Here is a 15,129-nt window from a genome sequence, read left to right on the forward strand (position 1 = left end):
TGGGATCAGATCGGATCGGATCGGACGGCTCAGGATCGCTGTGCGGGCCCGGCCCCGTCAAGGGGTGGTCCGTCCAGATCCTGCTCGGACTCGTCGAAGAGGCGCCGGAACCGGTCCCTCGACAGCAGGATGTGGCGGCGCATGGCGTAGGCGGCCGCGTCGGGGTCGCGCGCGGCGATCGCGCTGACCACCTCCTCGTGCTCGCCCATCGCGAGGAAGGTGACCTCCGCGTCGTAGAGCAGCCGGAACAGGTGGACGTGGGTGTGCAGGCGCGCGAGGGCCTCGCGCACGACCTGGTTGCCCGCGCTGTCGGCCACCAGGTCGTGGAAGGCGGCGTCGCGCAGGCCGAAGGCGCCGTAGGCGACGTGGCGGTCGCCCTCCACGAGCCGGGCCATGTCGTCGAGCATCCGGCGCATCTCGTCGACCTGGCCGGTCGTGGCGCGCTCCGCCGCGTGGCGAGCGGCGGACGGCTCGAGGAGGAGGCGGATCTCGACCATGTCCTCGAAGCGGTCGCGGGTGATCTGCGGGGGGATCCGGTAGCCGGCGTGCGGCACCCGGACGACCAGGCCGTCGGCCTCCATCCGGTTGAGCGCGTCGCGGATCGGCGTCTGGGAGACCCGCAGCTCGCGGGCCAGGGCGTCGATGGTGACGCGGGAGCCCGGCTCGATGCGCAACGACATCAGCTGGCCCAGCAGCGCGTCGTACACCTCGTCGGCCAGCCGCCCGCGCGGCCGCTCGAGGCGCCGGGGCTCGCCGGTGGGGGCGACCCACGACGCGTGGGGCTCGTCCGTCCTCGCCTCGTCCATGCCGTCCGGTCCCTTCTTGCGTGTCGTGGCCGGACCTGTTGACAGCGGCCGGTTCCGTGGATCATGCTCTCGCAGCGATCGGATCGTATAGGAAAAGGGTCCGGGCGTCTGCCTCGGGGCGACGAGGCCCCGGTCACACCCGGCCACACGGTCACACCCGGTCACACCCGATCCGCGCACTCGATCCACCGATCTCCCCGATTCCCTCCCCCGATTCCCTCCTCTCACCACGGAGCCCCCATGAGCTTGCTCGGCGTCCTGCGCGGTCCTCGCCAGGTCCTGTTCGGAGCCGGGCAGCGCCATGCGCTCGGAACGGTGACCGCCGCCCTCGGGTCGCGTGCGCTGGTCTGCACCGACGCCCGGTTCGGCGCCACCCCGGAGTTCGCCCAGCTGGTGGGCGTCCTCGAGCAGGCGGGGGTGCACGTCACGACCTTCGCCGAGGTCGAGCCCGACGTGCCGGTGCACCAGGTGACGCAGTGCGCGGAGCTCGCGGCCGCCGCGCAGCCCGACGTCGTGGTCGGCATGGGTGGGGGCAGCTGCCTCGACCTGGCCAAGGCGGTCGCGGTGCTCCTCGCGCACGGCGGCTCGCCGTCCGACTACTACGGCGAGCTGCGGGTGCCCGGGCCGGTGGTGCCCGTCGTGGCACTGCCGACCACCGCGGGCACCGGCTCGGAGGTGACCCCGGTGGCGGTGCTCACCGATCCCGACCGGGTCAGCAAGGTGGGCATCTCCAGCCCCCACCTGATCCCCCAGGTCGCGGTGTGCGACCCCGAGCTCACGCTCGGCTGCCCGCCCGGCCTCACGGCCAGCGCCGGCGCCGACGCGCTCTCGCACGTCGTGGAGGCCTTCACCGCCGTGCGTCGCCCGCTGACGACCGAGCTCGCCACCGAGCGGGTCTTCGTGGGCAAGAACGAGCTGACCGACACCTACGCGCTGCTCGGGGTCCGGCTGATCGCCGGCAGCCTGCACCGCGCCTGGTCGACCCCCGACGACGTCGAGGCGCGCGAGGCGATGATGCTCGGCGCGACGGCCGGCGGGTTCGCCCTCGGCACCGCGGGCACGGCGGCCGCGCACGCCATCCAGTACCCGGTGGGCGCCCTGACCCACACCCCGCACGGCATCGGCGTCGGCGCCCTCCTGCCCTACGTCATGGAGTACAACCGTCCGGCCCGGGTGCCCGAGATGGCGGCGATCGCGCTCGCCATGGGTGCCTCGCCCGATGCCTCCGCCGAGGACCTGGCCGACGAGGCCATCGACCGGGTCGCCGCGCTGCTCGCCTCCGTCGGCATCCCGGCGACGCTGGCCGAGATCGGCCTGCCCGCCGACCAGATCCGGTGGACCGCCGAGCAGGCGAGCGGCGCCGAGCGGCTCGTGGCCAACAACCCGCGTCCGCTCGACGTCGACGGCCTCGAGCGCATCGTCCGCGCCGCACACTCCGGCGACCGCGCGGCCCTGCGCGAGGCCGTGCTGCCGTCCGCCGACCTCACCGCCCCGGCAGGTGCGCGATGACCGTCGTGGACGAGGTGCTGCGCCCGGTGGTCGACGCCATCGACGTGCCGACCGACCTGTTCGTGGCCGGCGCCTGGCGCCCGGCCGGCACCGGCAGCCGGCTGGAGGTGCACGACCCGTCGACCGGCTCGGTGCTCGCCACGGTCGCCGACGCCGACACCACCGACGCCGTGGCCGCCGTCGACGCCGCGTCCGCTGCCGCCGCCGACTGGGCCGCCACGTCGCCTCGCTTCCGCGCCGACCTGCTGATGCGGGCCTTCCACCTGATGCTCGAGCGCAGCGAGGAGCTGGCACTGCTCATCGCCCTCGAGAACGGCAAGTCGCTCGCCGACGCACGCGGCGAGGTCGCCTACGCCGCGGAGTTCTTCCGCTGGTACGCCGAGGAGGGTGTCCGGCTGCGCGGGCAGGTGGGCCAGGCCCCAAGCGGGGCCAACCGGCTCCTGGTGACCTACCAGCCCGTCGGGGTCAGCGTGCTCGTCACGCCGTGGAACTTCCCGGCCGCGATGGCCACCCGGAAGATCGCCCCGGCGCTCGCGGCGGGATGCACCACCGTGCTCAAGCCCGCCGCCGAGACCCCGCTGACGGCGCTGGCCGTGGCGGCGCTGCTGCAGGAGGCCGGGCTGCCCGACGGCGTCCTCAACGTCGTCACCACCTCCCGCCCCGGCCCCGTCGTCGAGGCCATGCTGACCCACGAGCGCACCCGGATGGTCTCCTTCACCGGCTCGACCGAGATCGGCCGGGTGCTCCTGCGCACGGCCGCCGACAACGTCCTCAAGTGCGCGATGGAGCTCGGGGGCAACGCTCCGTTCGTGGTGCTGGCCGACGCAGACGTCGAGGCGGCGCTCGAGGGAGCGATGGTCGCCAAGATGCGCAACGGCGGCCAGGCGTGCACCGCCGCCAACCGGTTCTTCGTCCACTCCTCGGTCCACGACGAGTTCGTCGAGGGCCTCATCGCCCGGATGTCCGCGATCCGGGTCGGCCCGGGCCCCGACGAGGCCACCCAGTGCGGGCCGCTGATCAACGACCACGCCGTGCGCAAGGTCGACCTGCTCGTCCGCGACGCCGTCTACCGCGGCGCCCGCGCCATGATCGGCGGCCGTCCCACCGGTGGGCCGGGCTCGTTCTACCCGCCGACCGTGCTGGTCGACGTGCCCGCCGACGCCCGGGTGCTGCACGAGGAGGTCTTCGGACCGGTCGCCCCGGTGGTCCGCTTCGAGCGCGAGGACGACCTGCTGCCGGTCGTCAACGACACCGACCTCGGCCTGGTCAGCTACCTCTACACCCGCGACCTCGCCCGCGGTCTCCGCCTCGCGGAGCGCCTGGAGAGCGGCATGGTCGGGCTCAACCGCGGTCTCGTCTCCGACCCCGCCGCGCCCTTCGGCGGCACCAAGCAGAGCGGCCTCGGCCGCGAGGGCAGCACCGAGGGCCTCCTCGAGTTCATGGAGGCCCAGTACGTCGCCACGTCCTGGTGACGCATCACCCCCGATCCCACCACGCAGTCGCAGAAACCAGTCGCAGAACCAGTCGCACCACCCGTCTCGGCGCAGTCCCAGCACCACCCGATCACCCACCCGATCACCCCACCCCGAGCAGGAAGCAGGAAGCAGATGCGGTACCTACAGCGAGCGGGACGCAGGTCCCTCCCCGGACGGCAGGCACGCCTGGCCACGGCAGCCATCCTCGTGGCGACGGCCCTTGCGGCCTGCGGCGGCGGCGGTGACGGCGACGACGCGGAGGCCGACGCCGCCGGTCCGGCTGCCCCGGCCACCATCCCCGAGCTCACCGACGACCCGCTGACGCTCAGCTTCATCTGGTTCGAGTGGCCGCCCGCCCAGGCGCTGGAGGACTTCGCCAACGCGGAGTACACCAAGGAGCGGCCCAACGTGACCATCGAGGTCAACACCGTGCCCAACGCCAACTGGCACGACGCGATGTTCACGCAGTTCGCGGCGCGGCAGACCGACTTCGACATCCCGATCCTCGACTCCCAGCACATCGGCGAGGCGGTGACCAACGGCAACATCCTCGACCTCACCGACTTCGTCGAGGAGAACATCGAGGTCGACGCCTACGACCCGTACCTCCTCGCGGCCTACGGCCAGTACCCGCAGGCCGAGACCGGGCAGCGCGACGAGGACGCCAGCCTCTACGGCCTGCCGCTCCTCGGCGACACCTGGACGATGATCTACCGCAAGGACCTCATCGGCGACGAGCCCCCGAAGACCTGGGACGAGATGATCGACGTCGCCCGCCAGTGCCAGGAGGACAACCCCGGCGTCAGCGGCCTGGCCTTCCACCAGGCCAACGGCTCCGACGCCGCGGCCGTCACCTACAACACGGTCAACGGCGTCTACGGCGGCAACCTCTGGAACGCCGGTGACAAGACGATCGAGGGCGTCATCAACGACGAGGCCGGCCAGAAGGCCATGGACGTCCTCGTCAACGAGATGAAGCCGCTGACCGCCAAGGGCTCGGGCAACTGGTTCATCGACGAGGTCAACGCCGCGGTCGCGCAGGGCAAGGCCTGCATCGCGTTCAACTGGATCGCCGCGAGCGGTGGCCTGCTCGACCCCGAGCAGTCGACGCTGGGTGGCACGCGCGAGGAGATCGAGAAGAAGCTCGGCTTCGCCACGCTGCCCTCGCAGGAGACCGACCTCGTGCCGCTCGGCGGCATGGGCATGCACATCTCGGCCTACGCTCCCAAGGAGCGCCAGGCGGAGGCGCTGAACTTCATGAAGTGGTTCGAGCAGGCCGACATCCAGAAGAAGTGGGCCGCGGCCGGTGGCGTCCCCGCACGCACCGACGCGCTCGAGTCCTCGGAGTTCCTCGAGGCCGGACCGTTCAACCAGGTCTACGCCGACTCGGTCTCCCGCATGCGTGACATGTGGAACGTGCCGGAGTACGCCCGCCTGATCGACATCGAGAACACCAACGTCAACGCCGCGCTCAACGGGGCCAAGGACCCGGAGCAGGCACTCGACGACATCGCCTCGGAGCAGCAGGAAGTGCTGGACTCCGCGGGCGGCGGCGGGCTGTGAGCTGAACCCATGACGACGACGACGGACCACCCGGTGCAGGAGGAGTCTGCGACGACTCCTGCACCGGGGGGTTCCCCCCGCCTGAGCGACCGCGGCCTGGCCGTGGCCTTCATCTCGCCGGCCCTGCTGCTGCTGCTCGCGATGTCGGTCTTCCCGCTGCTGTGGGCGCTCTACCTGTCCTTCACCGACTACTCCGCGACGCGTGACGCGCCCGCGGACTTCATCGGGTTCCAGAACTACACCGACATCCTGACCTCCGACCAGGTCCACCAACGGGCCCTGACGACCCTGCTCTACGTCGTCGGCGCGGTGGCGCTGCAGACCGTGCTGGGCTTCGCGATCGCCTACCTGATCTCGCGGCGTACGCACGGGCGGGGCGTGCTGACCACGATGTTCCTGGTGCCGATGATGCTGTCGCCGGTCGTGGTCGGGCTGTTCTGGAAGTTCATGCTCGACGCCCAGTTCGGCGTCATCAACAGCATGCTCGGCTCTCTCGGCATCGGTCAGGTCGAGTGGCTCACCCGGCAGCGCACGGCGCTCATCTCGCTGATCGTCGTCGACACCTGGCAGTGGACGCCGTTCATCATGCTGATCGCGCTCGCCGGGCTGACCGCGGTCCCGAAGTACCTCTACGAGGCCGCGTCGATCGACCGGGCGTCGGAGTGGTTCCGCTTCCGCCACATCACCCTGCCGATGGTGTGGCCGCTGCTCCTCATCGCCGTCATGTTCCGCGCCATCGAGGCGTTCCGGCTCTTCGACCTCGTCTACATCCTCACCAGCGGCGGGCCAGGGGTCTCCACGGAGACGTTGTCGTTCCACGTCTACAAGGTCGCGTTCCTCGGCTTCAGCACCGGGACCGCGTCGGCGTACGGGATCCTCATGGTCCTCGTCGTCATCGTCCTCGCGCAGTTCTACCTGCGCTACCTCAACAAGCTGAAGGAGGGCTGATGGCCATCTCCATCGACGAGGCCGTGCCCGCGCCCGTCACGGAGCCGTCGGCGCGCGCACGGCGCAGCGGCGGCCGGGGCCGGATGGTGGTCGAGGTCCTGCTGCTCACCGCGCTGGCCGTGGCCATGCTCTTCCCGGTGCTGTGGATGCTCGAGACGTCCATCAAGGAGAACCGGGACGTCTACGCGGTGCCCGCGAAGTTCTTCGGCTTCGACATCACCTTCGACCACTACAAGGACGTGTTCGTCGCCCCGGGCGGGGGCCGCTCGGACCTGTCCGGGTCGTTCCTCAACTCCGTCATCGTCGCCGGTGCGTCGACCGTGCTGGCCACGGTGCTCGGCGTTCCCGCGGCCTGGGCCTACTCGCGCTTCACGCTGAAGGCGAAGAAGGACCAGCTCTTCTTCATCCTCTCGACCCGCTTCATGCCGCCCGTGGTCGTCGTGATCCCGATCTTCCTCATGTACCGCGAGGTGGGGCTCATCGACAGCAAGCTCGGGCTGATCCTCATCTACGCCGCCTTCAACGTGCCGTTCACCATCTGGATGATGAAGGGCTTCGTCGACGAGGTGCCCTCGGAGTACGAGGACGCCGCCATGCTCGACGGCTACACGCGGCTGCAGGCGTTCCACAAGTTCACCCTGCCCCTGCTGGTGCCCGGCATCGCCGCCACGGCGGTCTTCGCCCTGATCTTCTCCTGGAACGAGTTCGTGTTCGCCATCTTCCTCACCTCCAGCCAGGAGGTGCGCACCGCGCCTCCCGCCATCGCCGGGCTCATCGGCGGCACCACCGTCGACTGGGGCCTGGTGGCCGCGTCCGCCGTGGTGTTCGCCCTGCCCGTGCTCGTCTTCGCCTACCTGGTCCGCAAGCACCTCGTGGCCGGCGTGACCCTCGGGGCGGTGCGTCGCTGATGGCCGGCATCGAGGTCACCTCCCTGCACAAGCGCTACCCCGACGGGACCGTGGCGGTCGAGCACGTCGACCTGTCCATCGGCGACGGCGAGCTCTTCGTGATGCTCGGCCCGTCGGGCTGCGGCAAGACCACCACCCTGCGGGCGATGGCCGGGCTCGAGCGGCAGACGTCGGGCGACATCCGCATCGGCGGCACCCTCGTCAACGACCTGCCGCCCGCGCAGCGCGACATCGCCATGGTGTTCCAGTTCTACGCGCTCTACCCGCACCTGCGCACCCGCGACAACCTCGCGTTCCCGCTGCGGGCCGAGGGCAAGCCCGAGAAGGAGGTCAAGCAGCGCGTCGACGAGGTCGCCCGGATGATGCAGCTCGAGCGGCTGCTCGACCGCCGCCCGCAGCGGCTCTCGGGCGGCGAGCAGCAGCGCGTCGCGCTGGCCCGCGCGCTGGTCCGGCGCCCGCAGGCGTTCCTGATGGACGAGCCGCTCACCAACCTCGACGCCGAGCTGCGTGCCGACGTCCGCACCGAGATCAAGCACCTGCAGGCCGAGCTCGGCACCACGATGGTCTACGTCACCCACGACCAGGTCGAGGCGATGTCGCTCGGGCACCGCATCGCGATCCTCAACAAGGGCCGCGTCGAGCAGGTCGGCACCCCGCTGGAGGTCTACGACCGGCCCGCGAGCCTGTTCTGCGCGGCGTTCATCGGCTCGCCGCCGATGAACCTGATCGAGGTCGAGGTGTCCGAGGGCGCCCTGCGCGGTCCCGGCGGCCTGGTCCTCACGCCGCCGGAGGGGCTGCCGCGCGACCGGTCGCTGGTGGCCGGCGTACGCCCCGAGGCGCTCGAGGTCACGGCGCCCGGTGCCGAGCGCACGGTCCCGGCCCGCGTGGTGTCGGCCGAGGCGCTCGGCGACGAGATCATCTACGTCGTCGACCACGGCGGCGAGAGCGACGTGCGGGTGCGGATGCCACCGACCGCGCGGTTCGCGACGGACGAGCAGGTCGGGCTGCGACACGCCGGCGGGACCCCGCCGGTCTACGACACGAGCACGGAAGAGCTGGTGGCCTGATGGGAACCGTGTCAGCACACGGGCTGCGCAAGGCGTTCGGCGACGTGCAGGCCCTCGACGGCGTCACCCTCGACGTGCCGGACGGCTCGTTCTTCGTGGTGCTCGGGCCCTCGGGAGCCGGCAAGACCACGACGCTGCGCGCGATCGCCGGGCTGGAGAAGCTCGACGAGGGCTCGGTGCACATCGACGGGCGCGACGCGACCGCCGACACCCCGGCCGCCCGCGACCTCGCGATGGTCTTCCAGAGCTACGCCCTCTACCCGCGGCTCACGGCGTACGACAACATCGCCTCGCCGCTGCGGGCGCGCAAGGTGTCCTCCAGCGACATCTCGGCCGCGGTCGAGCAGGTGGCCGGGCTCCTGCACATCGAGCGGCTCCTGCAGCGCCGGCCGGCGCAGATGTCCGGCGGCGAGCAGCAACGGGTGGCGCTGGCCCGGGCGCTGGTCAGGCGCCCGCGGGCGTTCCTGATGGACGAGCCGCTCACCAACCTCGACCTCAAGCTGCGCGTCGAGATGCGCACCGAGCTCACCCGCATCCACCGGGCGCTCGGTGGCACCTTCGTCTACGTCACCAACGACCAGGTCGAGGCGCTGTCGATGGCCGACCAGGTCGCGGTGCTCCGGGAGGGACGGGTGCAGCAGGTCGGCACGCCCACCGAGGTCTACGAGCGGCCCGCCAACCAGTGGGTGGCCGGCTTCGTCGGCAGCCCGCGCATCAGCCTGCTGGCGTGCCGCGCCGAGGGCGACCGCCTCGTGGGCGCCGAGGGCTGGTCGCTGCCGCGCCCGCGGTGGACGACTGCGGAGGACGGGCGGCCGCTGCTCCTGGGCCTGCGCGCCGAGGACGTGTCGGTCGAGGAGCGCGGCGACGCCACGCTCGCCGGTGAGCTCTACGGGCTCGAGCCGCTCGGCGACCGCACCGTCGTCGACGTCAAGGTCGGCGCCGAGATGGTGAAGGTCAAGGCCCGGCCGACGGTCACGGGCGTGCCGGGGGAGCGCGTCTCGGTGAGCGTCGACCTCGACCGCGCCCACATCTTCGACGCCGACACCGGCCTCACCCTGTCCACGACGGGGCGCTGAGCGCGGGCTCAGGCGTCCCGCGGCACCTCGAGCAGGGTGTCGACGGCGCTCATGAACTCGCGCCGGTTGAACGGCTTGGGCAGGAAGTGGGCGTGCTCGGCGCCCACGTCGAGGTCGCCCGACATGATCAGCACCTTGGTGGCCGGGCTGGTGCGGCGCAGCTCCGCGGCGACCGCCAGCCCGGTCATCCGCGGCATGTGGTGGTCGATGACGACGAGGTCGAAGCGCTCCGCGGACGCGCGGGTGAGCACCTCGGCGCCGTCGTCCACCACGACCACCTCGTGGCCGGCCCGCTCCAGCACGTGACCGATGAAGTCACGGATGTCGGGCTCGTCGTCCGCGACGAGGCTTCGCAGGGACATGGCACCGAGTGTGGACCCGACGAGGTGGCGCTGTCGCGCGACTTCGGCGTTTCCGAGACAGATCTGACCGTAGGCTCCTGCCCATGACGAGGGGACTGTCGCCGGCACGGGCGGTCGCCTTCGCCGCGGCGTACGCCGTGCTCACCGTCGTCGGACGGATGACCGCGGTCGAGGGCCAGGTCGTCAGCCTGATCTGGCCGGGCTCCGGGGTGGCCCTGCTCTGGCTGCTCGCCGAGTCGCCGCGCCGCGCCGCGCGAGTGCTCACCCCCCTGCTGGCCATCCACTTCGTCGTCGTGGTCGCGACCGGGGTCTCGCCCCTGGTCGGCCTCTTCGGGGCCGTGTCGGTCGTCCTGCAGACGGGGGTGACCGGCCTGCTGCTGCGCCGCTGGTGCCCCACGATGCTGGGCACCGGCGGGACGGCGAGCATCCGGTCGCCGCGCAACCTGACCGTGACCGCGGCGGCGGCGTCCGTCGGGTGCGCCCTCGGCGCCGTGGTCGGGACGCTCGGGCTGTGGCTCGACGGCTCGATGGTGACGGCGGTGACGCCCCTCGCGTGGTTCGCGCGCCACATCACCGGGGTCCTCACCGTGGGTGCGGTGGGCCACCTGGCGTGGGAGTGGCGCACCCAGGCCATCGCGGCCCGCATCCACGGCGGCACCCGCGGCGAGCTGGCGCTGCTGTGGGTCGTGTCGGTGGCGCTGACCGTCGTGCTGTTCCTGCAGCCCTACCCCATCGTCTTCCTCGTCATCGCGTTCGCGGTGTGGTCCGCCGCGCGCTTCCCGACGTTCCCGGCGGCGCTGCACTGCCTCGTGCTGGGCGTGATCGCGCTCGCGCTGAGCCTCACCGGTCACGGGCCCTTCGCCGCCGTCGAGGACCTGGTCGACCAGGTGCTGGTGTCGCAGCTGTTCATGGTCGCCGTGCTGGTCACGGGCCTGGCCGTGGGAGCGCTGGGCGACCGGGTCGACGAGTCCTACGCGGCCGAGACCGCCGCCCGCGCCCAGGCGGCCGAGCAGGCCGAGCTCCTCGCCGAGATGACCGAGAGCATGGACGAGGGGCTCGTCGTGCTCGACCCGCAGGGACGTGTCGAGCGCAGCAACGGTGCCAGCCGCCGCCTCGCCCACCGGGTCAGCCCGGGCGCGAGCGACACCGACGCGCTCGCCGGCATGGTGGCGCTGCTGCGCGACCCCGACCCGGCCCGCACCGGAGCCGCTCGGGCCGAGCTCGGGGTCGGCGACGTGGTGATCCCCCTGCGCAGCGGCGAGGAGGTCGTGGTCGCGGTGTCGCAGGCCGAGCTCTCGCGTACCACCGGCAGCCCCGGCGTGCTGCTGGTGCTGCGGGAGGTCACCGAGCACCGCTCGGGCCTGCGCCCGCTCGCCGGGTTCGCCTCGACCGCGGCCCACGACCTGCGCGGGCCGCTCTCGGCCGTCCGGTCGTGGCTCTCCCTCGCCGCCGACGACCTCGAGCCCGGCTCCGACGCCCTGCAGCCGCTGCGCCGGGCCGAGCGGGCGGCCGAGCAGATGGGCGAGCTGATCCGCGACCTGCTCGAGCACGCCCTCGCGGAGTCGGGCGAGCTCGCGGCCCGCGACGTGCCGCTGTCCGGTCCCGGCGGGGTCCTCGACCAGGTGTCGGGGATGCTCGGCCCCGACGACGTGCTCGAGGCCGACCCCGACCTGCCGTCGGTGCACGCCGATCCCGTCGCCCTGCGCCAGCTGGTCGGCAACCTCGTGGGCAACGCCGTGAAGTACGCCCGGCCCGGCGAGCCGGCCTCGATCACCGTGCGCGCCCGTCGGCAGGGCTCGCGCGTGGTCGTCGAGATCGAGGACCGCGGCGTCGGGGTCGAGGACGACGAGCGCGCGCTCATCTTCCAGCGCTTCCACCGCAGCGGGGCCGTCCGCGCCCACTTCCGTGGCACCGGCATGGGCCTGTCGATCTGCCAGACGATCGTCCAGCGCCACGGCGGAACCATCGAGTGCCTGCCCATCCCGCCCGGGGGCGGCACGGTGTTCCGCTTCGACCTGCCGGCGGCCGGCCCCGCCGACCCCGGCTGACCGGCGCCGGTTCATCAAGGTATGCAGCCGAACCCGCACTTCACGGCCTGAATTGATCGTGGGAAGTGCGGGTTGGCCGACATACCTTGATGAACCGGCAGACGGGTCAGACGTTGCGGCGGTACTGCCCGCCCACCTCGAAGAACGCCTCGGTGACCTGCTGGAGCGAGCACACCCGGGCGGCGTCCATCAGGACGGCGAAGACGTTGTCGCCCGAGATCGCCGCGTCCTTGAGCCGGGCCAGCGCCTCCTGGGCCTCGGCGCCGTGCGCGGACTGGAACGCCCGTACCCGGGAGAGCTGCGACTCCTTCTCGACCTCGGTCGCGCGGGCCAGCTCGATCTCCTGCGGCTGGGCGTCGGCCGCGGACTCCTTGACGAAGGTGTTGACGCCGATGATCGGCAGCGAGCCGTCGTGCTTGCGGTGCTCGTAGAGCATCGACTCGTCCTGGATGCGCCCGCGCTGGTAGCCGGTCTCCATCGCGCCGAGCACGCCGCCGCGCTCGTTGATGCGGTCGAACTCCTCGAGCACGGCCGCCTCGACGAGGTCGGTGAGGTCGTCGATGACGTACGACCCCTGGAGGGGGTTCTCGTTCATCGCCAGGCCCCACTCGCGGTTGATGATCAGCTGGATCGCCAGCGCGCGGCGCACCGACTCCTCGGTCGGGGTCGTCACCGCCTCGTCGTAGGCGTTGGTGTGCAGGCTGTTGGCGTTGTCGTAGATCGCGATGAGCGCCTGCAGCGTGGTGCGGATGTCGTTGAAGTCCATCTCCTGCGCGTGCAGCGACCGCCCGCTCGTCTGCACGTGGTACTTCAGCTTCTGCGAGCGCTCCGAGGCGCCGTACTTCTCCTTCATCGTCACCGCCCAGATGCGGCGGGCCACGCGGCCCAGCACGCTGTACTCGGGGTCCATGCCGTTGGAGAAGAAGAAGGACAGGTTGGGCGCGAAGTCGTCGATGTCCATGCCGCGCGCGAGGTAGGCCTCGACGTAGGTGAAGCCGTTGGCGAGGGTGAACGCGAGCTGGCTGATGGGGTTGGCCCCGGCCTCGGCGATGTGGTAGCCCGAGATCGACACCGAGTAGAAGTTGCGCACGCCGTTGGCGATGAACCACTCCTGGATGTCGGCCATCATCCGCAGCGAGAACTCGGTGGAGAACAGGCAGGTGTTCTGGCCCTGGTCCTCCTTGAGGATGTCGGCCTGCACCGTGCCGCGCACGTTGGCGAGGGCGTACGCCGCGAGGGTGGCGCGCTCCTCGGCCGACGGCTCGCGGCCCTCGCGCTCGCGGAAGGCGTCGACCTGCTGGTCGATCGCGGTGTTGAGGAAGAACGCGAGCACCGTCGGCGCCGGGCCGTTGATCGTCATGCTCACGCTGGTCGACGGGGAGACGAGGTCGAAGCCGTCGTAGAGCGCCTTCATGTCCTCGAGGGTGGCGACCGAGACGCCGGACGTGCCGACCTTGCCGTAGACGTCGGGGCGCGGGTCGGGGTCGCGGCCGTAGAGGGTGACGGAGTCGAACGCCGTCGAGAGGCGGGTCGCCGGCTGGCCCTCGGAGAGGATCTTGAAGCGGCGGTTGGTGCGCGCCGGGTCGCCCTCGCCGGCGAACATCCGCGCCGGGTCCTCGTTGTCGCGCTTGAACGGGAAGACGCCAGCGGTGAACGGGAAGTAGCCGGGGAGGTTCTCGCTGCGCCAGTAGCGCACCAGCTCGCCGTGGTCGGTGGAGCGGGGGAGCGAGACGCGGGGGATCTTGTTGCCGCTGAGGGACTCGCGGGTCAGCTTGGTGTGGATCTCCTTGTCGCGCACGACGACCACCTGCTCGTCGCCGGAGTAGGACTCCACGACCGCCGGCCAGCGCTCGATCTGGTCGGCCACCTCGTGGGGTACGCCCTTGCGGGCGCTCTCGAGCAGCTCGGGCACCCCGCCCGCGTCGGCGTCGCCGAGCTGGTCGGCGACGTGCTGGACGCGCTGCAGGTGGCGGGCGGCCTCGGCGAGCTCGGCGGTGCGCGTGTGGTAGCCGCGGACCGTCTCGGTGATCTCGGCGAGGTAGCGCACGCGGTCGGCCGGGACGACCTGGCGGATGCCGGAGGAGTGGCGCACGTCGACCGTCGGCAGCGTGCCCTCCTGCACCTCGAGGCCGGCGCCGGCGAGCTCGGCACGCAGGTGCTGGTAGAGCGCGGTGACGCCGTCGTCGTTGAACGTCGCGGCGCTGGTGCCGAAGACCGGCATGTCGTGCGGCTGCTTGCCGAAGGCCTCGCGGTTGCGCACGAGCTGGCGCCCGACGTCGCGCAGGGCGTCCTTGGCGCCGCGGCGCTCGAACTTGTTGATCGCAACGCTGTCGGCGAAGTCGAGCATGTCGATCTTCTCCAGCTGCGAGGCGGCACCGAACTCCGGCGTCATGACGTAGAGCGAGTGGTCGACCAGCGGGACGATGCCGGCGTCGCCCTGGCCGATGCCGGGCGTCTCGACGATCACCAGGTCGTTGCCGGCGGCCTTGAGCACCGCGATCACGTCGGCGAGGTGCTCGGGCACCTCGTGGGCGCCGCGGGTGGCCAGCGAGCGGAAGAACACGCGGTCGCCGTCGAGGGAGTTGGCCCGGATGCGGTCGCCGAGCAGCGCGCCGCCGCCCTTGCGCCGGGTCGGGTCGACCGCGACGACCGCGATGCGGAGCTTGTCCTGCTGGTCGGTGCGGAAGCGGCGGATGATCTCGTCGGTCAGCGACGACTTGCCCGACCCGCCGGTGCCGGTGATGCCCAGCACGGGCACGACGCGGCGCGCGGCGGCGCTGCGGACCTCGTCGAGCAGCGCCTCGTCGAGGTGGCCGCCCTCGGCGCCGGTGATGGCGCGGGCGACGGCGAAGCGGTCGCCGGAGAGGACCTGCTCGGCCGTGACCTGCCGGTCGCCCCACAGGTCGATGTCGCAGTCGGCGACGACGGTGTTGATCATCCCGACCAGGCCGAGCCGCTGGCCGTCCTCGGGCGAGAAGATGGTCACCCCGGACTCGCGGAGGCGGGCGATCTCCTTGGGCACGATCACGCCGCCACCGCCCCCGACGACCCGCACGTGGTCGGCGCCGGCGGCGCGCAGGGACTCCACGAGGTACTCGAAGTACTCCACGTGGCCGCCCTGGTAGGACGACACGGCGACGCCCTGGGCGTCCTCCTCCAGCGCCGCGTCGACGACCTCCTGGACGGAGCGGTTGTGCCCGAGGTGGATCACCTCGCAGCCCTGGCTCATCAGGATGCGCCGCATGATGTTGATGGAGGCGTCGTGCCCGTCGAAGAGGGCGGACGCCGTCACCAGTCGGATCGGGTGGGTGGGGATGTGCAGGTCGGCCATACGGAGATACTAGGACTTCCAAGTATTACTCGGAAG

At 71.7% G+C, this 15,129-nt stretch carries 11 protein-coding genes; 8 read left to right on the forward strand and 3 right to left on the reverse strand.

Features of this window, described 5'->3' with window-relative positions; genetic code table 11:
* Window positions 1–29: 29 nt before the first annotated feature.
* Window positions 30–806: a GntR family transcriptional regulator gene (locus AC4H2S_RS18260; protein ID WP_491498398.1), complete on the reverse strand. Its 777-nt coding sequence runs from the start codon at window positions 804–806 to the stop codon at window positions 30–32.
* Window positions 807–1,046: 240 nt separating this feature from the next.
* Here AC4H2S_RS18260 and AC4H2S_RS18265 point away from each other — a divergent pair, with 240 nt between their 5' ends.
* The 7 genes from AC4H2S_RS18265 (at window position 1,047) to AC4H2S_RS18295 (ending at window position 9,352) form a co-directional block, all read left to right on the forward strand.
* Window positions 1,047–2,315: an iron-containing alcohol dehydrogenase gene (locus AC4H2S_RS18265; protein ID WP_491498399.1), complete on the forward strand. Its 1,269-nt coding sequence runs from the start codon at window positions 1,047–1,049 to the stop codon at window positions 2,313–2,315.
* The gene (locus AC4H2S_RS18270) at window positions 2,312–3,787 is read left to right on the forward strand and encodes an NAD-dependent succinate-semialdehyde dehydrogenase (protein WP_491498400.1); all 1,476 of its coding nucleotides are present in this window, start codon (window positions 2,312–2,314) and stop codon (window positions 3,785–3,787) included. The genes AC4H2S_RS18265 and AC4H2S_RS18270 overlap by 4 nt, the downstream gene beginning before the upstream one ends.
* Before the next feature lie 210 nt (window positions 3,788–3,997).
* Window positions 3,998–5,353 carry an extracellular solute-binding protein gene (locus tag AC4H2S_RS18275; RefSeq protein ID WP_491498401.1) on the forward strand — a complete coding sequence of 452 codons (1,356 nt, stop codon included), beginning with the start codon at window positions 3,998–4,000 and terminating at the stop codon, window positions 5,351–5,353.
* Window positions 5,354–5,362: 9 nt separating this feature from the next.
* Entirely contained in the window at window positions 5,363–6,301 is a 939-nt protein-coding gene (locus AC4H2S_RS18280) for a carbohydrate ABC transporter permease (protein ID WP_491498402.1), read from the forward strand.
* Window positions 6,301–7,209, forward strand: a complete 909-nt coding sequence (locus AC4H2S_RS18285) for a carbohydrate ABC transporter permease (RefSeq protein WP_491498403.1) — start codon at window positions 6,301–6,303, stop codon at window positions 7,207–7,209. The genes AC4H2S_RS18280 and AC4H2S_RS18285 overlap by 1 nt, the downstream gene beginning before the upstream one ends.
* Window positions 7,209–8,276, forward strand: coding sequence for an ABC transporter ATP-binding protein (locus AC4H2S_RS18290; RefSeq protein WP_491498404.1), 1,068 nt, complete (start codon window positions 7,209–7,211; stop codon window positions 8,274–8,276). The genes AC4H2S_RS18285 and AC4H2S_RS18290 overlap by 1 nt, the downstream gene beginning before the upstream one ends.
* Before the next feature lie 8 nt (window positions 8,277–8,284).
* A complete protein-coding gene (locus AC4H2S_RS18295) occupies window positions 8,285–9,352 on the forward strand; it encodes an ABC transporter ATP-binding protein (RefSeq protein ID WP_491498405.1) in 1,068 nt (355 codons plus the stop codon).
* Window positions 9,353–9,360: 8 nt separating this feature from the next.
* On the opposite strand, the gene AC4H2S_RS18300 is transcribed toward AC4H2S_RS18295, so the two are convergent.
* Window positions 9,361–9,714: a response regulator gene (locus AC4H2S_RS18300; RefSeq protein ID WP_491498406.1), complete on the reverse strand. Its 354-nt coding sequence runs from the start codon at window positions 9,712–9,714 to the stop codon at window positions 9,361–9,363.
* Between the two features lie 83 nt (window positions 9,715–9,797).
* On the opposite strand from AC4H2S_RS18300, the gene AC4H2S_RS18305 reads away from it, so the two are divergent.
* Window positions 9,798–11,762: a sensor histidine kinase gene (locus AC4H2S_RS18305; RefSeq protein WP_491498407.1), complete on the forward strand. Its 1,965-nt coding sequence runs from the start codon at window positions 9,798–9,800 to the stop codon at window positions 11,760–11,762.
* A gap of 106 nt (window positions 11,763–11,868) precedes the next feature.
* On the opposite strand, the gene icmF is transcribed toward AC4H2S_RS18305, so the two are convergent.
* Window positions 11,869–15,093, reverse strand: a complete 3,225-nt coding sequence (gene icmF, locus AC4H2S_RS18310) for a fused isobutyryl-CoA mutase/GTPase IcmF (protein ID WP_491498408.1) — start codon at window positions 15,091–15,093, stop codon at window positions 11,869–11,871.
* Between the last annotated feature and the right edge of the window lie 36 nt (window positions 15,094–15,129).

It is taken from the genome of Nocardioides sp. Z13_37 (assembly GCF_058355585.1).